The organism is Planococcus sp. FY231025 (genome assembly GCF_052078085.1).
GTDB lineage: Bacteria > Bacillota > Bacilli > Bacillales_A > Planococcaceae > Planococcus.
In genome coordinates this window covers 124,878-143,753 of the sequence record NZ_JBQJJG010000007.1, presented here as the reverse complement: position 1 = coordinate 143,753, position 18,876 = coordinate 124,878, and the positions used below count along the sequence as shown (strand labels likewise).

The following is an 18,876-nucleotide window of genomic DNA, read 5'->3' as shown; positions in this document are numbered from 1 at the left end:
TTAAACGTCTTGAATAAACAAAATGCCGCTCCAAGGAACTTAGATTCCATGGAGCGGCATTTGTTGTCTTGTTTGATAAATCAGTTCGAATGGTTTCTCTCCTTGAATTCTCCCGGCAAAGGAGCTTTTGATGAAAGAAGCCCCGTCTCGACCAGCTCTTTCCAAAAAGCAGCTGGAATATCAGCCTGCATTGCCTGCAAATCCTCTTTGATGCGGTCAGGCCGCGTGGATCCCGTCACCACTGCTTTTACAGCAGGATGCGCGGTCGAGAACTGGATTGCGGCATCTTTCAAGTGCACGCCGTGGTTCTGCGCCACATCCTGGAACCGTTCGACCCGCTGCTTGATTTCCGGTGTGATTTCCTTGTAGTCGAAATGGTCTCCGCCCAACAATGCACCTGAGTTGAATGCCGAGCCGATGACAAGCCCGCCCTCTTTCTCAAGTGCGAGTGGCATCATGCGCTCGAGGGCACGTTCATGCTGCAGCAAGGTGTACTGGGTCGCAGATAAGCTCAGATCCGGATGCGCCTCTTCCAGCTCCAACGCCACTTCGATCGGCGTCGTCGTGTTGACGCCAAGCCCCCACGCTTTGATAACCCCTTCGTCCCGGAGGCGGTCCAGCACTTTGAATGCGCCCTTTCGCGCTTCGTCAAACTTCCCAATCCACTCGTCTCCCAAAAAGTCCGGAGACAGGTCATGGACAAAAACCATATCCAAGCGGTCCGTTTTCAGGCGCTTCAGGCTGTCTTCAATGGATCGGAGCGTTCCATCTTCGGTATAATCCGTCCGGATCTTGTTTTTGCGGCCGTACTCGAACAGCCCTTCTTTTTCCTCTTCTTCGTCCAGGATGATCCGTCCGACTTTCGAGCTCAGTAAAAAGTCATCGCGCTGATAGGAAGACAGAATTTCACCGAGCCGCATCTCCGCGAGTCCGGCCCCGTAAAACGGCGCCGTATCGAAATACCGGATGCCTTTATTCCAGGCCGTCTGAATCGTCTCCATCGCTTCCGCTTCCGGAACCTCCCTGAACATATTGCCAAGCGGCGCTGTTCCCAAGCCGAGTTTGTTCTTGACCGTCACTTCGTGTTTCATCGATGAACACCTCTTTTGGTTTTTTTAGTAAAAAGCACATATCCTTATCTACCCGCTGCAATTCGGGATAAACGACGGCAGCCTGAACGGTCATTCCTGAACGCAATAAAAGCCAGAATCCCCGCCGCCAATGGGGGAATCCGGCTTTTATTCTGCATGCATATCGTAGTGTTCACTTGTTCTCTCTACCTTTATTATACGGCCAAATTAAAAAAATTAACAGACTACTTTTTCCGGGATCCCTCCCCTATACTGTTAGGTACATCAACCCCATAGGAGGCGGAGCGATATGAATGAACCAAAAGATGTCTTAGACCGAGGCCCTTTCTTCCACGGAACAAAAGCCGAACTGAAGATCGGCGACTTGCTGGAAGCGCAGAACCAGTCCAATTACCAGGACAAGAAATCGAATTACATCTATTTCACGGCCACCCTGGAAGCGGCAAAATGGGGTGCGGAACTGGCGGCTGGGGACGCCAAGGAACGCATCTACTTGATCGAACCGCAGGGCGAGTTCGAAAACGACCCGAACCTGACCGATAAACGGTTCCCCGGCAATCCGACGCGCTCCTACCGGTCCCAATCTCCCTTGAAAATTGTTGCGGAATTGGGTGCCTGGGAGCGGCATACCGATGAGGAGATCAATCATATGCTCGCCTCGTTGAAAACCCTGCGCGAACAAGGAAAAGCGATCATCATCGATTGATCCGCAAGAAACGTTGGAAGCACCTGCTGAAATCCGGTTTCAAGCAGGTGCTTTTTTCTGTGCCAACTTGAAAGCCTGCCATTGCAGAACGAGTATTGTAAATTAAATGGGAGTAGTCCGAAACTTCGAGCTGTTCCGATCGTATAAGTACTATATACATAAAATCACAAGAAGTTTGAAACATGACAGAATAAGAACTAGAAGAACGGAGGAAACGCGATGCCACGCTGCCAGAGCTGCAACCATCAATGGACCTGGAAATCAACGGTCCGCAAATCGTTCACCCTCGGGGTAGGCATGGAATGCCCGAACTGCGGCACCCGACAATACCTCACCAAAAAATCCCGCAAAAAAGCAGGGATCCTCAACATCTTTCCCGCGCCGATTTTAATCCTCTCCGCCTTGTTTTTCGACTTGGAAATCATGATGATGCTGCCCCTTGCCATTGGGGTTTTCGCCGCGTTCCTGGCGGTTTATCCGTTTTTCGTAGAATTAAGCAATGAAAATGAACCGATGTGGTAGGAATCAATAAAGTTGAACAGCCGCCATCCGTTGGGATGGCGGCTGTTTTTAAGTTGTCCATTTAAGGACTTGGCTCAGCTAGTGGAAATGACCACATTCCCCTTTTTCACGCCGCTCTCTACGTAATGATGCGCTTCCTGCAATGCTTCCAGCGGGAATACCCGGTCGACCACCGGCTTGAGCTGCCCTTCAGCCAACAGTTTGTTCAGAAAGCGTAAATCTTCAGCCCGGTAATCCGCCGCGCCTGCGAAGATTTTCCTGCCGCCTCTCCTTGTCGGCCACAGCCTCCGAAACATTTGAGCGGAGCTAGGATTGCCCATCAGGTAGACGCCTTTCGGCTTCACTGAACGGATGGTTTTTGAAAAAGGGCTTTTCCCTGCCACGTCGAAGACCACATCATACGTTTCGCCAGTTGCAGTGAAGTCTTCCTCCCGATAATCCATGGCTTTGTCCGCGCCGATGGATAAGAGCATGTCCAGCTTCTCTTTGCTGTCGACGGCTGTCACATCAGCGCCCCAATATTTGGCGAGCTGGACGGCTACCGTGCCAATGCTCCCGCCGGCTCCGATGACGACCACTTTCTGACCTGCCCGGATGTTTGCGTTCCGGAGAAAAAACAAGGCATTCATTCCGCCTGTCGGAACGGTGGCAGCTTGTTCGAAACCGAGCCCTTCCGGCATGTGGGCAATGGCATAGTTTGCGGGAAGGCAGAGGTATTCAGCATACGCGCCAAGCTTCAAACCCGTCGCGCCGTAGACACGGTCGCCTTTCTTGAAAGCCTCCACACCCGCGCCCACGGATTCCACTTCCCCGGAGAATTCCTGCCCCAAGACCTTCACTCTCGGTTTTCGCACACCGAAAAGCAGCCGCAGTGGAATCCGCAGCGCCACGGGAAACCGGAAGCCCCGGATCTCGCAATCTCCTGCCGTGACGGTGGACGCCTGTACTTTCACAAGAATTTCACCCACTTTCGGCACGGGCTTCTCCAACTCCTGCAGCTCCAACACTTCCGGCGGCCCGTACCGTGTACAGACCATGGCTTTCATCTTGCGTCCTCCCCTCCGAACACTTGGCGCAATTCAACCTCCCCTTCGCCATTACCTATCGGGTCCGGCATCTGCATGGCCCACTTGATCGCCTCTTCCCTCGATTCCACATCGATCAAAATGAAACCGGATATGACTTCTTTCGGATTTGCAAACGGCCCTTCGGTCATCAAGGGCTTTTCCCCCGGCTTCACATATGAAAGACGAATCCCGTTCGAACTGGGATGGAGCCCTTTCGCCATCACCCGGACGCCCGCCTCCATCAACTCCTCGTTATACGTCGACATGGCGTCCATCAGTTCAGTGCTTGGACGCTTCCCACCTTCCGAACTGGGCGACGCTTTGACAATCAGCATAAACAGCATGAAATCTCCTCCTTGGTAAGGCTGCAGTCCTTTAATCCTGCCGCTGATTTTGATTTTCCTTAACATAAAATTCAAGATGGCCGTGCCCAAACCCTTTTTTCGAATAAAGCCCCTCGTTGGATCAGCAACCTGGGCTTCTTGCCAGTTCTCGCTACCAAAGCAGCTAAAAGAAAGGTATATTTAAAAGTTAGCGTGAAAAAATCCCCTCGCAATCCATCAAAGAAGGAGTACATAGAATGAGCGCAACAGACAGAAATCGAAAAATGAACAAAACCAGAATCCTCAAGCGGGCGCTTCCAATCATCATCGGAGCGTTCATCACCGCTTACGGCCTTGAAGCCGTGCTGATTCCGAACAACGTATCAGACGGGGGCGTCACAGGCCTTAGCATCGTCGGCTCCCAATTGTTCGGCTTGCCGCTCGGCTTGCTGATTGCCGTCCTCAACATCCCATTCGTCTACCTCGGCTATAAGCAGATCGGCAGAAGCTTCGCCATTTACTCCATCATCGGCATCGCGTCCCTCGCCTATGCGACGACGCTCATGCACCACGTTCCGGCCATCATCGAAGGCGACACGCTGCTCGTCACCGTGATCGGCGGGATCATCATCGGGTTCGGCATGGGCCTTGCGCTCCGGAACGGCGGTGCGCTCGACGGCATCGACATGCTTGCCGTGCTGCTGTCGCGCAAAATGCCGTTCGGGACGAGCGACATGATCCTGTTCCTGAACGTCTTCGTCTTCATCGTCGTGTCGTTCGTTTTCGGCCTGCAAGGCGCGTTCCTGTCAGGTATCGCGTACTTCATCGCATCCAAAGTGATCCACCTGGTCGAAGAAGGGTTCAGCGGCTCCAAAACGTATAAAATCATTTCGAAAGAGCCGGAGCTCCTCGTCCAGACCATCTACGACCGGCTCGGTCGAAACGCCACCTACAATGTCGTCAAAGGCGCTTATACAAATGAAGAATACAAGGAAATCACCTGCATCATCAACCGGCTCGAAGACAGCAAGATGAAGGAAATCATCTACGAAATCGACAGCAACGCTTTCATCGCCGTCTACGATGTAGCGGAAGTCAGAGGCGGGAACTTCAAAAAGCGGGATATCCATTAAGCTTTTTGAACGCATTAAAAATAGCGCCGGATTCTCTGTGACATGAGAATCCGGCGCATTTCATTTTTCATATGAACTAAATCTAAAAACTCTTCCTCACAGCAACAAAAGACCGAGGCCGATCACGACACCGCTGACAAGCAGCACGATGAGGCAGAAGCCCATGATGTCTTTCGCTTTGAGCCCGGCGATCGCCAGTGCCGGCAATGCCCAGAACGGCTGGATCATGTTCGTCCAGGCATCGCCCCATGCAACCGCCATCGCGACTTTCGCGGGATCGCTGCCGAGCATTTTCGCGGCTTCCAGCATGATCGGCGCCTGGACCGCCCACTGCCCGCCGCCTGAAGGCACGAAGAAGTTGACGAGCCCCGCGCTCAGGAAGGCGAATAGCGGGAAGGTCTGCACGGTTGAAATGCTGACGAACGCTTCCGACATGACGGCTGCCAGGCCGGACGCCGTCATCATGCCCATGATTCCCGCGTAGAACGGGAACTGGACGATGATGCCGCCCGCCCCTTTGACCGCTTCTTGCACCGCGATCAAGTATTTCCGCGGCGTTCCGTGGAACAGGATTCCAAGGAACAGGAACATGAAGTTTACCAGGTCGAGCGTCAATGCAAACCCGTTCTGGACAAAATAATAAACGATGAATGCAATCCCAAGCCCGCCGATGACCAGCGACAAGATCCAGCTGTTCTCCAAATGCTCCGCCGGTGTCCGCACCGCTTTGGCCGTCTCTTCTTCCACTTCGGGTTCGACAAGCACTTTCGGGTCGACGACGACGGTCTCTTCTTTTTTCGGCATCATCAAGCGGTTCAATAGCGGCAGGATAATAATCAGTGCCGCCACAATAATCAGGTTATAGCTTGCAAAAATTGTCTGGCTCGTCGGGATGATGCCGATCTGGTCAGCAAACGGATGCCCTTCTGTCGCAATCGACAGCGGAATCGATCCGGAGAAACCCGCGTGCCAGATCAAGAACCCGGAATAGGCACTCGCAATCAGCAAACGGTAATCGACATGCGCGACGCGCTTCGCCAATTCTTTCGCAAACAGCGCGCCGATAACCAGGCCGAATCCCCAGTTGATCCAGCTCGCTGCAAGCGACACCAATGTGACCCAAATGATTGCGCTACCCGGCGACTTCGCAAAGCTCGCAAGCTTGCCCAGCCCCTTTTTGAAAATCGGGCTGCTCGCCAGAACGAATCCAGTGACCAAAACGAGCACCATCTGCATCGAGAACGCGAGCAGCGCCCAGAATCCTTCACCCCAGAACGCCACCATTTCGACCGGCGAGGAATCGGTCAACCCGAGCCCCAATCCGAAAACCACCAGCGTCAAGATGATGACGAATAAAAACGGATCCGGCAAATAGCGCTCCATTAAATTATTCGAAAAACGTATAATTCCTTTCATTTTCCTACTCCCCTTTGTCTAAGTATTCACACCATTTCTAATGCTACCTTATTTTTGCAGGAGAATGTACTAAAATTGAAAAAATTTGAATATTATCGGGGAATTATTTATTTGGTCCCTATTCACATAGTTAAGAAACGAAGAAGCAACTCTTATATGCCGCAGCGACGCTTTGGACAAGGCTCCCACAACAAGCCGAGAAGCCCACTCGTCTTATTGCTCCGCCCAGTCCTAAGGCGCGCCGGTGCTGTGAGATTTTTATTGTGGAACAAGCCCCTCGAGGCCAGCTGAGTTGGTTAATTGATGAAAAGCTCTTGTGGATTCTAGATTCATTCTCCTCTTTTTCCGCTAGAGCTTATCCGCCAATTCATGTAGAATGAGTCAAAGCTTGCTTGCTATCTGAGAACAGGTAGACATACATTTTTATTCGACCGAATCGAAACAACTAAAGGAGACTGGACAACCGTGAAGAAAGTTCAATTGAAAAACCGAATCGATGCCGCCAACAAGCAAAAGAAAGCGGACCTGGTCATTCGCAATGCCTCCATCGTCAACGTCTTCACAAAGAGCCTGACTTCGGGCGATGTGGCAATCAGCGACGGCATGATTGTCGGGATTGGCGAATATGAGGGCATCGAGGAAATAGATGCCACGGGCAAATTCATTGCGCCAGGGTTGATCGATGCCCATGTCCACATCGAGTCGTCCATGGTGACGCCGCAGCAGTTTTCACAGGTCGTCCTGCCGCACGGCGTCACGACTGTCATCACTGATCCTCATGAAATCGCCAATGTCAGCGGGACGGATGGACTGGAATTCATGCTGACGGATTCAGAACCGGCTCTGCTCGACATCAAACTGATGCTGCCTTCCTGTGTACCGGCCACGCCATTTGAGAATGCCGGAGCCGAGCTGTCCGCTGAAGACCTGGCGCCTTTCCTTTACCGCGACCGGGTGCTTGGACTTGCTGAAGTGATGGATTTCCCGGCCGTTCTGCGCGGAGATGACGCGATGCTCGATAAGCTCTTGCTGAACCAACAGATTGACGGGCATGCAGCCGGGCTTACGGAAAATGACATCAATGTCTATGGCACCGCCGGCATCATGACCGATCATGAATGCGTATCAAAAGAAGAGATGGTTGCGCGACTGGAGCGCGGGCTCTACGTCATGCTGCGCGAGGGATCGGTTGCGAAAAACCTCCATGCCCTGCTCGAAGGGGTGACAGAACAAAATGCCCAGCGCTGCCTGTTCTGTACGGACGACAAGCACCTGGACGACCTGATTGAAGAAGGCAGCGTCGATTACAATGTCCGGACTGCTATCAAACAGGGCATCCAGCCGATCACCGCCATTTCCATGGCCAGCTTCAATGCGGCGCAGTGCTTCGGGCTGCGCCAAAAAGGGGCCATCGCGCCGGGATATGATGCGGATTTCCTGCTTCTCGATAACTTGGAGGAGTTGGATATTGCGGAAGTTTATCGAGCGGGCGTGCTTGTGGCGCAGAACGGGCGTTATGTAGGACCGGTTTCAGAGAAGAGTGCGACGGAATCGGTTCAGGATACCGTGCACATTGCCGAGCTGTCCGGAGACAGTTTCCGTATACCGATGGGGCAAAGCTCCACCGCCCATATCATTGGCATCAATCCGAACAACCTCATCACGGATCACCTGATCGGAGAAGTGCCTGTCGCCGACGGCTCCTTCACATCGGATCCCTCCCAGGATTTATTGAAGATCGCCGTCGTTGAGCGCCACCGGGCGACCGGCAACATCGGCCTCGGCATCGTCAAAGGGCTCGGCCTCCAAAACGGGGCCATTGCGACAACCGTGGCGCATGACTCGCACAACATTATTGCGGTCGGGACGAACGACCGAGACATCAAAGCAGCCGTCGAGGCCGTTCACGAACTGCAAGGCGGACTGGTGGTTGTCCAAGGGGACAAAGTGCTGGCCAGCCTCCCTCTTGCCATTGCGGGATTGATGTCCGAAGAGCCGTTCGCTGCTGTTTACGACCAGCTCAAGGCACTCGATGAGAGCCTCCTGCAGATCGGTGCGCCGACTCAGTTCAATGCCTTTTTGACCCTTTCGTTTTTATCTTTGCCGGTCATCCCCCATCTGAAATTGACCGATTGCGGGCTGTTCGATGTGGCGAGCTTCCGGCATATCGAAGTCGCCGTTGAAGCGGAATAAAAGAAACGGTGATCCGCCGGTGTTTTTCTATACGACGGCAAGTCTTGCCAAGACTAATTTAAGATTAAATTAAATGTATGGCAGGAATCTTTTAGAATGTATTGTTTATGGCCTATTTCAATCAGAAAACGCCCCTGATGCTGGAAGGCTTTTTTATCGCAGCTGAAATTTATCACGCAATTCCCACTTTTGCCTTGCTTTTGTTTGGAAACTGTTCTAAGGTTAAAAACATCTCATCACATACAATTTAATAATTTGATTCTTATCAAGAGAGACGGAGGGACTTGGCCCTGTGATGTCTCAGCAACCGTCCTGCTAAAGGAAACGGTGCTAATTCCAGTAGGCGCCCTAGCCTAGAAGATAAGAAGAATGCATTTCCATACAATGGAGCTTTCTTCTTTTTTGAAGAAAGCTCCATTTTTTATTTGAAAGGATGAGGATCGTGCTGAAGCAATGCCTGAAAACCCAGTTAATGCAGTTGGGTAACCCAGTTATAAACGGAAGATTTAGAGCAGGCACTTAAGTGAGCCACGTTCAAAAGCAAGATCGGTACCGCAACCTGGAAAATGAAAGCTTGTTCGACAAAAACTAAAAACAGAAAGCAGGAATTTCACATGACAAACTCAACCATCCAGACAGCTAAAGCAGTGGCAAAAGCACCCTTTAAAGCAGATCACGTAGGAAGCTTGCTCCGTCCGGAAAGCATCCACCAGGCAAGAAAGGATTTCAAAGAAGGCATTATCACGGCGGAGCAGCTGCGCGAAGTGGAAACAACCGAAATCAAACGCATTGTCGACAAGCAAATCGAAGTCGGCCTGAAAGCCGTCACGGACGGTGAATTCCGCCGGACTTTCTGGCATACCGATTTCATGGCCCATATCAACGGCTTTGAAGGATACGCTCCGGAAAAAGGCTATCAATTCAAAAACGTCGAGACGGAAGCCTATGACGTCCGCAATATCGGCAAAATCTCTTTTGACAAAAACCATCCCTTCGTCCAGGATTTCATCGAATTCAAGGAAATTGTCGGCGGCCGCGCCATTCCGAAGCTGACGATTCCGAGCCCGAACCAATTTTTCAATCAGGGCATCCGCGACGAAAGCATTTATCCGGATCTTGAAGATTATGCAAAAGACGTCATCCAGGCTTACCGCGATGCCTTCAAAACCTTCTACGATGCAGGAGCGCGCTATATCCAAATCGACGATGTCTATATTGCCGGCCTCTCATCACCCGATATCCCGTTCAACGACGGGCAGTATGACCGCAAATACTTGATTGACCTGGCACTGCGTGTCACAAACGCCGTTCTTGAAGACAAGCCGGAAGATCTTGCGGTAACGACCCACTTGTGCCGCGGAAATTACCAGTCCGATTGGGCATTTGAAGGCAGTTACGCGCTGATCGCCCCGACGCTTTTCGCCAAAGAAAAAGTCGATGGCTTCTTCCTGGAATACGACGACGAACGTTCCGGCAGCTTCCAGCCGCTCAAACACATTCCAGCTGGTGGTCCAAAAGTTGTGCTCGGCGTCTTCACTTCAAAGAACGGTGAGCTTGAAGACAAAGAATCCATCAAAGCGCGCGTTGCAGAAGCTGCTCAATATGTGCCAATCGAACAGCTCTGCATCAGCCCACAATGCGGTTTTGCGTCAACACACCATGGCAATAAACTCACAGAACAGCAGCAATGGGATAAATTGCGCTATATTGTTGAGGTATCGGAAGAGATTTTCGGCAGATAAATTGAAAAAAGGCATATCAAAAACCAGTAAGGGAACGACGCTAGCAATGGCCGCTGCCCTTACTGGTTATTTATGTACTGCAAAAACCGCTTTTTCATGACATATCTTTTAAGCAGCTTGTTAGAAAAGAATATCTATTTCTTTTGATTAATAGTTGATTAACGCCTGAAACGGAATTGATTTAAATCCATATGCTTTCGGGTAAACAGAAATCAGAACCTAATTAAAAAGGGACAACGCTATGAAAAAAACAGCCAGTGTTGCGGAAGCTACAGTTAAGAAACGAAAATAAGCCTAAGGAGGAAGAAAAATGCAACAGAAACTAACAGTAATTAATGATATTATGTTTTTCGCTTTTAGATATGCACTGGGCAAAAGTTCAGATGCATCTATACTTGTAATTGAAACAATCAAAGAGAATATCAACCATATCGAAGATTTTGATCTAAGAAAATATGTCCGTGAAATATATGAGTGCAGAAATTCTGGCCTGATTACAGAGGAAGCGGCTTGGCTGGATTTTGTAGATTATCTGCAAGAAGAATTAAGGAGTAGAGAGTAATAAAAGAGCGCTCCAATCAAGCTTCAAAGACAACCGATTTGGACAGATTCCATTTCTGTTCCCAAGTATTTTTGAAACTTCAGCGGTGAGGAAACCTGCCAAATACTCTCCGTGTGCGGCACATTTAAGAGCCTTCTTGCAAAGACTTAAAAATGCATGAAGAATCCCTTCCATCTCTGGGTTCGGCTGATTCTTCATGCAATAATTTCATATAACTAGGTTGGTGTCAGATTCAGGCGCTTTTCACGGTTCCACTGTTTCGACCGGCGCATCATTCAACACATAATGGTAGGTCAATGTGGAATTCAAGGAATGCGTGACCGAACAATAAGTATCCCTGGACAGTTTAATCGCCCTGACAACTTTATCTGCCGGAAGATCCCCTTTCAGATGATAAGTGATGAAGATGTCCGTGAACCGTTTCGGATGCTCCGTCGCGCGCCTTCCTTCGATATCAATGAAAAATTCCTCCACGTCCAAGCGCATCTTGCTCAGGATCATCACAATGTCCATTCCCGTGCATACGGCCGCAGCGTGCAGTAGGAGCTCGGTCGGACGCGGCCCACTATTAGCCCCGCCGCTTTCCTCGTTGGCATCCAAAACTATCCGGTGCCCCGATTCCGTCGCTCCGTTAAAAGCCATTCCGCCATCCCAATCTAATCTTGCTTTCATCCAATCACCCTTTCCCTTTTCTTTTAGTATATCCCGCTCCTTGGAGTGCTAATCTTTTCTACTTGGATCAGCCGCTAATGCGGATCAATAAGGAATGGTTATCCGCACAGCGGCATTCTCTATTCCTTGCCAACGTTTATCTCTATTTCTTCCGGGAATACAAATAAAAACATCTAAGAGAGGGGTATTTTATGAGCCAGGACAAGCGATCTACACAAGATACGAACATCGAAAAAATGAACGAACTCCTTGAAGGAAAAAACAAGGATACGTCAGCGCAGCAGCATTCCGATTCACAAGAACAAAAAAATCAATCGCTAAAAGATCAGGCACAAGCTCCAAATGAAAATAACAAATTAGTAAACAAAAACAATAACCGGACTCCCTGATTTTTCATTTTAATTAGGTGATAGAATACTTTCATCATTAATCGGCTCATAGACAATAAGATGGAAGAAATCATTTACGAAATCGAAAGCAATGCATTCATCGCCGCTAATGACGTCGCTGAAGTCATTAGCGGGAGTTTTAAAAAGCGAGATATCGATTGATTTACAAAAGAAAAAAATAGCGCCGAGTTCTCTTTCCAAGAGAATTCAGCGCATTTTTTCTTATAGCCCTACTGCATTCACAGCATTCGTAGCATCTGAGTTACTAAAACCTTCAAAAACTAATTGCTCGGTTAAACCACTCTTTGAAAAAGCTATAGAGTCTATATAATTCTCAGCCATACCGATTGCCTGTTGCTGCGAGAGCGTTTCTGCATCTTTCGCAGCTTGTGCCTTCGCCTCTGCTTCAGCTTTTGCCTTGGCTTCTTCCTCGGCTTTGGCTTTAGCTTTTGCCTCTGCTTCAATTTTCGCCTTGGCTTCTTCCTCGACTTTGGCTTTAGCTTTTGCCTCTGCTTCGGCCTTCGCTTTTGCTTCCGCCTCCGCTTTTGCTTTAGCAGCCGCTTCTTCTGCTGCTTTTTTCGCTTTCTCTTCCTCTTCTTTTTTCTTCAATTCGGCTTCTTTCGCTTTTCTTTCTTTTTCTTCTAACAAGAAAAAAGGCTCTGCTTCTTTTACTTTCGCTTCCAGCTCTTCAATTTTCGCTAAAGAATCTTCATTTGTTGATTCGAGCGATTTGATTGTCGATGCCATTTCCTTATTTGTCGCTTTAAGTTCATCTTGTATCTTTTGATTTTCGGTTGTAGAAGCATCCACATCAGATTGAAGAGACCCCACACTTCCTCCAATACCTAAAGCAAACAATGCCACCAATATATATTTCCTGTTGTTTTTGAAGAACTCATTCATTCCATCCATTTCTTAGCCCTGCTTTCCAAATCTTTTTATTTAGGATGATCTATTTCTCTTATAATTAATACATTTTTTTACAAAATTAAGAAAATAATCGCATTACCCCTTCAATACTCTATCTTTTGTAGAAAGGTAAGGCAGATGTTAGTGAAACGCAAAAAAATGCAGCTCTTCTTTTGAAGGGCCGCATTTACTTATCATTAACTTTCATTATTCCTCATTTAAAAAGCGATTCATAGACAAACCTTCCTTGAATCCACACTTATACTGTAAGCATCTGCGGGAACAGACCATATGGACTTCCAAAAAGAAGTCTTAGGCCACACTCTATGAAACTTTTTCCAGCACTATCCGTATGCTTATACAAGAGGTGATGGATTATGAAAAGCAAAAGAATCCTGCCGTACCTGCTGGCGCTCGTGTTGGTTATCCTCGTCCCGACGCAGGTATACGCAATCGATTTTGAAATTTTGGAAGTCCGGATCGATGCACAATTGGTTGCGGATGGCACAGCGGATGTCACGGAACAGTTCACGTACGAGTTCGATGATGATTTCAACGGCATCACGCGCAGCTTGATCGCAAAAGATGGTACGGCCATCGAGAACTTCACGGCTTCGGAAAACGGCAAGCCGCTGCGGGTCGAGATGGAAGACGGCATCTACCAGATTCACCGCACAGGCGATGATGGCGACACGATCGAGATCGACCTAAATTACGAGATCAAGAATGCGGTCGAGAAATTCGAAGACGGGGCGCAGTTCTATTGGGCGTTCTTCGATGAAAGCAACGAAAGCGAATACGGCGACATGACGATTTCCGTCACGCCGCCATCGCCGGCGGAAAATGCCGAGGCGCTTGGCTACGACGAGGCCTTCGGCACAGAGCGCATCACGGACGACGGTGCTGCCCTTTTTGAGCTCGGTTCCGTACCGGACGGTGAAAATGCCGATGTCCGCGCAATTTTTGAACCTGAGCTGTTCCCAGCTGTAGTAGCGGCGGAGGGTACGGTACGCGACGATCTTGCCAATGACCGCGAAGAGCTGGAAAACGAAGCAGCCGCTTTCGCGCAGAATCAGCAAACGGCACGAAATATCGGAATTCCTGCCCTTGTGATTGCGGGCGCGTTGCTGCTGGGCGGCATCCTGTTCGCGTGGATGCGGTCTTTCAAGCGCAAACGCCAGATCCGCAATTACCCGTATGAATTTTTCGTCCCGAAAGAATCGATGAGCATTCCCGCGCTCCTCTCGTTCACAAACTCGGCGCTCCTGTCGCCGAATGCGATTTCGGCAGCGATTCTCGAACTCATGCGAAAAGGCAATGTCCGGCAGCTGTCGGAAGACCATTTCCAGCTGATCGACCGGAAGACCGACCACGCTCATGAAGCCACGTTGATCGGCTTGCTGTTCGACCGCATCGGCGACGGCCGTGAATTTACGCTCGGGCAAGTGGAAGAGTTCACGAAAAACGAGTTGAACCACCCAGCCTACAACGAAGCCATCGCCGAATGGAATAAAGGCATCAGCAATGAAGTGAAAGCGAAAGGCTTTTACGAGAAGCATCCGGCAATGCGCTGGACGGCCGGCATCTTGAGTGGGCTCTTCACCGGGCTCGCTATCTACACCGGCATCTACCAGCTCTTCCCGGCAATGTTCTTTTCCATCGTCTTGGCGGTGCTCGCACTCGGCTTTGCCGTCGCCTACTCGCCGATCACATTTGACGGGCTTGAAATCCGCCACAACTGGCGGAAGCTAAAAGCCGCCATGCAAGACTTGCCGGAAGCGCAGTGGAACCACTTGAGTCCGGATGATAAACAGCGCGCCTACGCCTACCTTCTCGGCAGCGACCTCAAAACCGCCGAACGGAAAGCGCGGGTCTTCACTTCCGCGAATACCGCAGCAGACGGCTCAAGCTTCGTCATGAATCCGATTTTCATGACTGCCATATTCGTGTCAGCCGGGTCCACTACCACCGCGAGTGCAAGCGGCGGCGTGGCCGGATCCGGTGCTGGAGTCGGCGGCGGTGGCGGCGGGTCGGGGGCTTTCTAGATTGAATCGCAGAAATACCGCACTGAGGATAGGCGCAAAAAAAAAGGCCTGAATACAAGCAAATGAAAACCGTGGTCTGGAAAACTTCCGGACCACGGTTTTAAAAATGCATCAAACTATTAGATATCCGCTAACTTTAAAACGCACTCTTTATAAATTGAATTCTTCTTGCATGATTTTGTTGACCTCACCTTTTATTTCAAAATCCGCAATCAACATATCATCCTTATCGAAATAACCTGGTTTTGAGAAAAAGAAAGTTTTTATTCCCTTTTTAAATTCCCCTCTGCTTGCACCTGCAAATCTTGTGTAGCCTTGTTCTACTGCATAAGAAATGATTTCTTTCAGGTAAGGATGGTCTTCGGCCTTTAACTCAAAGTCAGATGAAATTGAAATGGTCAATTCATAGCCATCCATTTCTACTTCTGCTACACCTTCGGGTACGGGCAATGACATCGTCATTCCTCCTCTTCCTACTTCTTTAGATTAACAAGTTTCATTAAATTTTCCAACGTCCCATTGCTCATCCCGTAAGTCTCTTTAATGGCTAATCCCATAGCAAGCCAAAGGACTGTGCCATCAGAATTGTTCTCCATCGGACCGACAGTACGTTCAAAAAGCGGATAGATGTCGTACAGTTTGTTCTGCCGGAAACGGTAGTTGAATTCCTGAATTGAATTTAACATTTTGATGAAGTAGAGAAAGAATTCATCATCCAGCAATTTAGTGGTCTCTTTTCTAAGTTCCCCCTCTACCCGATAAATACAATCGAAAATGGCAGTCATTGTTTTGGCATCCAAGAGAGGCAAATTCTCTTTGTTGACTTCGATTCTCCGCTTCATACTTTTACTTCTTTCTCTTGATAACCTAAATCTGCTGAAGCAATTGCAATACTTTTGTTGATTCTGTTGATGCTATCTTCAAACTTTTTACTATTAGTCAGCTTTTGTATGGCTTCCTGGACTTTTTCTATACTTGACCAATCGGACACATGAACTTGATCTGTGAATATTCTTGTATACATTGAGCTTGGAGATTTCGATGAATCCTTAATGTTAAAGCCATTATCTTCTAGTTTCTCAAGAAGCTTAATTCGATGATCAAATTCCAAATTACCAACTTCGATATATAATTTCAATTTGTCATCGGATTTTCGCTTCATGAAAATAATTAGACCATAATCTAACCAGTATTGGCCTTTGGCGCTAACTTTTTTCATGAAGGGTTCATACCCTTCCCAGTCGGGATAAAGAAAATTCGGAGCAGTTTTAGCAGCGTTATACGTTTGAATTTCATATTTTTTATTCTCTACTACAAATTTCTCGAAAGCTTTCTTCAAAACAAGAGAACCTTCTGTGTATATAAAATCTATTGTTTCTTTTGCTGAGAAATAGATTTTCTTCATCCATTCCTTTTCTTCTGTCTTAAGGATTTGAAGTTGCTCCCTGAAACGTTGATGATGATTTTGAAATTTAGTGTTTGGATTACTCAACAAATAAAGGTAAGTAACAGCTTCGCCATGTTTTTCGAAAATCTCCTCTGCCAGCAACAATCGAGCTTCATCTGGTGCAAAACGTTCTTGCAACACTGCTAAATAGTTTTTTAGAAACACGAATACTTCTTCGCTTATAGATTCTTTGTAGAATTTCAAAATAAACTCGAGCACTTCTGCAATATCAGTATAGTTGAGTGCCAAATATTGTTTGTTTACAGCTTCCTCGTCCAGCAAAGTAAGAAATATCGGTATAATCGTATACTCCTTATACGTATCCTTTATGTACTCTAAATAATCATTCAGCTGATTATCAGACTGAGAAGAATAGAATTTATTTTCGATAACGATCACCGTTTTGTTTTCTTCGGAAGAAAGCACCAAATCAATATACCTCTTCTTAGTGGTTGGCTTTTCCCGCTGCACTTTCCAATCATCATATTTCATAGCCAATGTCTCAAGAAAAAAGGTAGAATCACTGACAAAGCTGTCGTTCTCTGGTTTCATAAGTAAATTGCTGATCAATTTCTTAAGAAAAACGGAATTCAATCCATGATTTCCCTCATGATCTACTAACCAGGCAAGGACATTGGAATGCCTGATTTCATGGTTGTCCATTCGCAAAACTTTTAAAGGGTTAAATGTTTTAAACATCCGGTCCAATTCTTCAAATTGCTTACTGTATATCATGTTGGCTATATTTTTCACTTCGACTGTCACTTTCAACACCCCTCTTTTAAAATTATCAGAAACAATTAATTCATATAATTTGTAACTAACCAGTAGCAGCGTTGTCTCGTTACCTCTAGTTGAGCATCATTAAAAACAGGAACTTCCCATGAACCTCCAGTAAAATCGGCCGCAGCTGCAGCAGAAATTGCATCTCTTTCCACTATCCAAGTGCGTTGTAGATCTCTAAGAGCGAAAAATTCTTCTTCAGTTAACTCCAATTTTAAAGTTTGGTAAATTTCATTTAGCAAATCGTCCCACGCTTTTAACTGAATATAGGAAGCTTGCGTAATTTCAGCATCGCTCCCAAACTCCCAAACTTCTCCATAGGTTAATAGATCATCTTCTAATTTATAAATTCGGTCGAGGTATCGAGTATAAAGTGAAGAAGAATCTGCTGTTAAATGATCAGACGGAACAATCGACACAAATTCCGGGTCCTCTTTTTCATTTATTACTTCTTCATTAGACTCCATTTCTGAAGATTGATCATCATATGGTTCCACCGTCCCCACATCTGCCTCCACTACACTATTCGGCAAATCTTGGCTCTCCTCAATACTCGCAGCTTCCTCAATTGATTGGCCACTTTCTTCCACCGGGAAAATAATAGGACTTGATGGAATTTCTGGTTCTGTAGTATCTTCAAAAGCATTGATTGCTTTTGCAAGGATAATGAGACCAACTAGAGCTCCTAACGTTACTTTTCCATAACGCTTATAGTCAAAAGAGAACTTTGGATAGTCCTTATCGACATTTGTTTTATTGTGATGATTCGACTTTTCTCTTTTTTCATGAGATTGTTCCTTAGTTTGCTCTCTGACCTGTTGAAAACGGACATATTCTTGGTCATATGCTTTTCTTTTTATTGGATTGCTCAACATTTCGTATGCTTCAGTTAATAGGATGAACTGTCTTTCATCTCCACCTTGATCGGGGTGCATTTCTTTAGACATGATACGATAAGCACGCTTTATTAACTCATCATTTGCTGTCGGCAATATATTTAGCAAGGTATAGTAGTCAACAAACTTTTCCATACTTTCCCTCTTCCTACCATCATTAGTGAATAGTCATTCTTAGCAGGTCAATTGCGTCACCTTGCTAAAAAAGTTAGGGGTTTCTTTAAATCACTCAAAGACCTTTTTAGCAGTCTTTCCGATAATCCCTGTCCCTGAACCATCTACAGTTCCTCCAATGATTCCCCCTGCAATTGGTATAGCTTTCCCCAAATTCACTATGCCTTTTTGTCCGAATTTGGTAACCAGCCTAAAGCCAACCGCTTTATTTATAGATTTAATTATCTCCCCAGGTATTTTCATAATTGCTTGTTTGGCAAATGAAGCCCCCGCTTTAATACCCGCTTGCTTTAATATTTCTGAAGCTGACTGCCCCGTTAAACATACAAACACAAATGTCTTTACTTGATCATCTTTAAGATCATAACCTCTCATATGTGCTATCGCTACAATCATTCGTATTTGCACATACATAACTGAAGCTATGTTGGCTGGAATAGCTACTGGCAGAACAATTATTCCACCTAATCCTGTTATAAAACCACTTGTGGCAGCTTTTGTATTTTGCCAACGTATTAAACTATTTATAGCTTTGTCAGTTGAATCATGTTTAGACAAAAAGTTCTCTGCCATCTTGTAAGCTGAATCCATTCCCGGCATTCCTTCTAAGGACTTTTCATAAGCCCACTCTAACATTCTTCCAATTTCCCCTTCAGAAAGCTCATTTCCTGCCACAATATTCCTCCTATTTAATAACAAGTTTATTGAACTATAGAGTAACAGATGTTCAGACTATTTAAAAAATAAATTGCAATAAAAGGATATACAGTATGCTAAAAGCCTTACAAAAAGCTTTACTTATATTA

At 47.1% G+C, this 18,876-nt stretch carries 20 protein-coding genes and 1 riboswitch; of the genes, 9 read left to right on the top strand and 11 right to left on the bottom strand.

Annotated features, from left to right (window positions below):
- Positions 1 to 80: 80 nt before the first annotated feature.
- Positions 81 to 1,091, bottom strand: coding sequence for an aldo/keto reductase (locus ACTL32_RS10540; RefSeq protein WP_441341434.1), 1,011 nt, complete (start codon positions 1,089 to 1,091; stop codon positions 81 to 83).
- A gap of 289 nt (positions 1,092 to 1,380) precedes the next feature.
- Between ACTL32_RS10540 and arr the strand changes: the two genes are divergently transcribed.
- Both arr and ACTL32_RS10530 read left to right on the top strand, forming a co-directional pair.
- Complete coding sequence (arr, locus tag ACTL32_RS10535) at positions 1,381 to 1,797, top strand: NAD(+)--rifampin ADP-ribosyltransferase (RefSeq protein ID WP_441341433.1); 417 nt, start codon at positions 1,381 to 1,383, stop codon at positions 1,795 to 1,797.
- Positions 1,798 to 2,016: 219 nt separating this feature from the next.
- Positions 2,017 to 2,319 carry a TIGR04104 family putative zinc finger protein gene (locus ACTL32_RS10530; protein WP_441341432.1) on the top strand — a complete coding sequence of 101 codons (303 nt, stop codon included), beginning with the start codon at positions 2,017 to 2,019 and terminating at the stop codon, positions 2,317 to 2,319.
- 74 nt (positions 2,320 to 2,393) lie between these two features.
- Here ACTL32_RS10530 and ACTL32_RS10525 read toward each other — a convergent pair whose 3' ends face one another.
- Positions 2,394 to 3,365 carry an NAD(P)-dependent alcohol dehydrogenase gene (locus tag ACTL32_RS10525; RefSeq protein ID WP_441341431.1) on the bottom strand — a complete coding sequence of 324 codons (972 nt, stop codon included), beginning with the start codon at positions 3,363 to 3,365 and terminating at the stop codon, positions 2,394 to 2,396.
- Positions 3,362 to 3,730, bottom strand: coding sequence for a YciI family protein (locus ACTL32_RS10520; RefSeq protein ID WP_441341430.1), 369 nt, complete (start codon positions 3,728 to 3,730; stop codon positions 3,362 to 3,364). Before ACTL32_RS10520 ends, ACTL32_RS10525 begins: the two co-directional genes overlap by 4 nt.
- Positions 3,731 to 3,966: 236 nt before the next feature.
- Here ACTL32_RS10520 and ACTL32_RS10515 point away from each other — a divergent pair, with 236 nt between their 5' ends.
- The gene (locus ACTL32_RS10515) at positions 3,967 to 4,842 is read left to right on the top strand and encodes a YitT family protein (RefSeq protein WP_441341429.1); all 876 of its coding nucleotides are present in this window, start codon (positions 3,967 to 3,969) and stop codon (positions 4,840 to 4,842) included.
- 96 nt (positions 4,843 to 4,938) lie between these two features.
- On the opposite strand, the gene ACTL32_RS10510 is transcribed toward ACTL32_RS10515, so the two are convergent.
- Positions 4,939 to 6,258, bottom strand: a complete 1,320-nt coding sequence (locus tag ACTL32_RS10510; RefSeq protein WP_441341428.1) for a short-chain fatty acid transporter — start codon at positions 6,256 to 6,258, stop codon at positions 4,939 to 4,941.
- Between the two features lie 465 nt (positions 6,259 to 6,723).
- On the opposite strand from ACTL32_RS10510, the gene ade reads away from it, so the two are divergent.
- From ade to ACTL32_RS10495, 3 genes are all read left to right on the top strand, one after another.
- Positions 6,724 to 8,451: an adenine deaminase gene (gene ade, locus ACTL32_RS10505; protein WP_441341427.1), complete on the top strand. Its 1,728-nt coding sequence runs from the start codon at positions 6,724 to 6,726 to the stop codon at positions 8,449 to 8,451.
- Positions 8,452 to 8,710: 259 nt separating this feature from the next.
- A riboswitch (SAM riboswitch) is annotated at positions 8,711 to 8,818 on the top strand.
- A gap of 247 nt (positions 8,819 to 9,065) precedes the next feature.
- Positions 9,066 to 10,193, top strand: a complete 1,128-nt coding sequence (locus ACTL32_RS10500) for a 5-methyltetrahydropteroyltriglutamate--homocysteine S-methyltransferase (RefSeq protein WP_441341426.1) — start codon at positions 9,066 to 9,068, stop codon at positions 10,191 to 10,193.
- 310 nt (positions 10,194 to 10,503) lie between these two features.
- Complete coding sequence (locus ACTL32_RS10495) at positions 10,504 to 10,755, top strand: hypothetical protein (RefSeq protein WP_441341425.1); 252 nt, start codon at positions 10,504 to 10,506, stop codon at positions 10,753 to 10,755.
- A gap of 243 nt (positions 10,756 to 10,998) precedes the next feature.
- Here ACTL32_RS10495 and ACTL32_RS10490 read toward each other — a convergent pair whose 3' ends face one another.
- Positions 10,999 to 11,427 carry an OsmC family protein gene (locus ACTL32_RS10490; RefSeq protein WP_441341424.1) on the bottom strand — a complete coding sequence of 143 codons (429 nt, stop codon included), beginning with the start codon at positions 11,425 to 11,427 and terminating at the stop codon, positions 10,999 to 11,001.
- Between the two features lie 191 nt (positions 11,428 to 11,618).
- Between ACTL32_RS10490 and ACTL32_RS10485 the strand changes: the two genes are divergently transcribed.
- The gene (locus tag ACTL32_RS10485) at positions 11,619 to 11,816 is read left to right on the top strand and encodes a hypothetical protein (protein WP_441341423.1); all 198 of its coding nucleotides are present in this window, start codon (positions 11,619 to 11,621) and stop codon (positions 11,814 to 11,816) included.
- Positions 11,817 to 11,849: 33 nt separating this feature from the next.
- Entirely contained in the window at positions 11,850 to 11,978 is a 129-nt protein-coding gene (locus tag ACTL32_RS10480) for a hypothetical protein (RefSeq protein ID WP_441341661.1), read from the top strand.
- Positions 11,979 to 12,038: 60 nt separating this feature from the next.
- Here the strand turns inward: ACTL32_RS10480 and ACTL32_RS10475 are convergent, their stop codons facing one another.
- Complete coding sequence (locus tag ACTL32_RS10475; protein WP_441341422.1) at positions 12,039 to 12,728, bottom strand: Ltp family lipoprotein; 690 nt, start codon at positions 12,726 to 12,728, stop codon at positions 12,039 to 12,041.
- A 374-nt stretch (positions 12,729 to 13,102) separates the two neighbouring features.
- Here ACTL32_RS10475 and ACTL32_RS10470 point away from each other — a divergent pair, with 374 nt between their 5' ends.
- Positions 13,103 to 14,770 (top strand): DUF2207 domain-containing protein, encoded by a 1,668-nt coding sequence (locus ACTL32_RS10470; RefSeq protein WP_441341421.1) that lies wholly within the window; start codon positions 13,103 to 13,105, stop codon positions 14,768 to 14,770.
- A gap of 150 nt (positions 14,771 to 14,920) precedes the next feature.
- Here the strand turns inward: ACTL32_RS10470 and ACTL32_RS10465 are convergent, their stop codons facing one another.
- The 5 genes from ACTL32_RS10465 to ACTL32_RS10445 all read right to left on the bottom strand — a co-directional run bounded on the left by ACTL32_RS10465 (position 14,921) and on the right by ACTL32_RS10445 (position 18,745).
- Positions 14,921 to 15,226, bottom strand: coding sequence for a hypothetical protein (locus ACTL32_RS10465; RefSeq protein WP_441341420.1), 306 nt, complete (start codon positions 15,224 to 15,226; stop codon positions 14,921 to 14,923).
- A gap of 17 nt (positions 15,227 to 15,243) precedes the next feature.
- A complete protein-coding gene (locus tag ACTL32_RS10460) occupies positions 15,244 to 15,612 on the bottom strand; it encodes a hypothetical protein (RefSeq protein WP_441341419.1) in 369 nt (122 codons plus the stop codon).
- The gene (locus tag ACTL32_RS10455; protein ID WP_441341418.1) at positions 15,609 to 16,982 is read right to left on the bottom strand and encodes a PD-(D/E)XK nuclease family protein; all 1,374 of its coding nucleotides are present in this window, start codon (positions 16,980 to 16,982) and stop codon (positions 15,609 to 15,611) included. The genes ACTL32_RS10460 and ACTL32_RS10455 overlap by 4 nt, the downstream gene beginning before the upstream one ends.
- A 35-nt stretch (positions 16,983 to 17,017) precedes the next feature.
- The gene (locus tag ACTL32_RS10450; RefSeq protein ID WP_441341417.1) at positions 17,018 to 18,031 is read right to left on the bottom strand and encodes a DnaJ domain-containing protein; all 1,014 of its coding nucleotides are present in this window, start codon (positions 18,029 to 18,031) and stop codon (positions 17,018 to 17,020) included.
- Between the two features lie 90 nt (positions 18,032 to 18,121).
- Positions 18,122 to 18,745: an EcsC family protein gene (locus ACTL32_RS10445; protein ID WP_441341416.1), complete on the bottom strand. Its 624-nt coding sequence runs from the start codon at positions 18,743 to 18,745 to the stop codon at positions 18,122 to 18,124.
- Positions 18,746 to 18,876 lie beyond the last annotated feature (131 nt).

What these genes read in the sequence shown, in the direction of transcription:
- ACTL32_RS10540 (WP_441341434.1), bottom strand. Translation starts at nt 1,091, where the DNA reads ATGAAACACGAAGTGACGGTCAAGAACAAACTCGGCTTGGGAACAGCG.
- arr (WP_441341433.1), top strand. Translation starts at nt 1,381, where the DNA reads ATGAATGAACCAAAAGATGTCTTAGACCGAGGCCCTTTCTTCCACGGA.
- ACTL32_RS10530 (WP_441341432.1), top strand. Translation starts at nt 2,017, where the DNA reads ATGCCACGCTGCCAGAGCTGCAACCATCAATGGACCTGGAAATCAACG.
- ACTL32_RS10525 (WP_441341431.1), bottom strand. Translation starts at nt 3,365, where the DNA reads ATGAAAGCCATGGTCTGTACACGGTACGGGCCGCCGGAAGTGTTGGAG.
- ACTL32_RS10520 (WP_441341430.1), bottom strand. Translation starts at nt 3,730, where the DNA reads ATGCTGTTTATGCTGATTGTCAAAGCGTCGCCCAGTTCGGAAGGTGGG.
- ACTL32_RS10515 (WP_441341429.1), top strand. Translation starts at nt 3,967, where the DNA reads ATGAGCGCAACAGACAGAAATCGAAAAATGAACAAAACCAGAATCCTC.
- ACTL32_RS10510 (WP_441341428.1), bottom strand. Translation starts at nt 6,258, where the DNA reads ATGAAAGGAATTATACGTTTTTCGAATAATTTAATGGAGCGCTATTTG.
- ACTL32_RS10500 (WP_441341426.1), top strand. Translation starts at nt 9,066, where the DNA reads ATGACAAACTCAACCATCCAGACAGCTAAAGCAGTGGCAAAAGCACCC.
- ACTL32_RS10495 (WP_441341425.1), top strand. Translation starts at nt 10,504, where the DNA reads ATGCAACAGAAACTAACAGTAATTAATGATATTATGTTTTTCGCTTTT.
- ACTL32_RS10490 (WP_441341424.1), bottom strand. Translation starts at nt 11,427, where the DNA reads ATGAAAGCAAGATTAGATTGGGATGGCGGAATGGCTTTTAACGGAGCG.
- ACTL32_RS10485 (WP_441341423.1), top strand. Translation starts at nt 11,619, where the DNA reads ATGAGCCAGGACAAGCGATCTACACAAGATACGAACATCGAAAAAATG.
- ACTL32_RS10475 (WP_441341422.1), bottom strand. Translation starts at nt 12,728, where the DNA reads ATGGATGGAATGAATGAGTTCTTCAAAAACAACAGGAAATATATATTG.
- ACTL32_RS10470 (WP_441341421.1), top strand. Translation starts at nt 13,103, where the DNA reads ATGAAAAGCAAAAGAATCCTGCCGTACCTGCTGGCGCTCGTGTTGGTT.
- ACTL32_RS10465 (WP_441341420.1), bottom strand. Translation starts at nt 15,226, where the DNA reads ATGTCATTGCCCGTACCCGAAGGTGTAGCAGAAGTAGAAATGGATGGC.
- ACTL32_RS10460 (WP_441341419.1), bottom strand. Translation starts at nt 15,612, where the DNA reads ATGAAGCGGAGAATCGAAGTCAACAAAGAGAATTTGCCTCTCTTGGAT.
- ACTL32_RS10450 (WP_441341417.1), bottom strand. Translation starts at nt 18,031, where the DNA reads ATGGAAAAGTTTGTTGACTACTATACCTTGCTAAATATATTGCCGACA.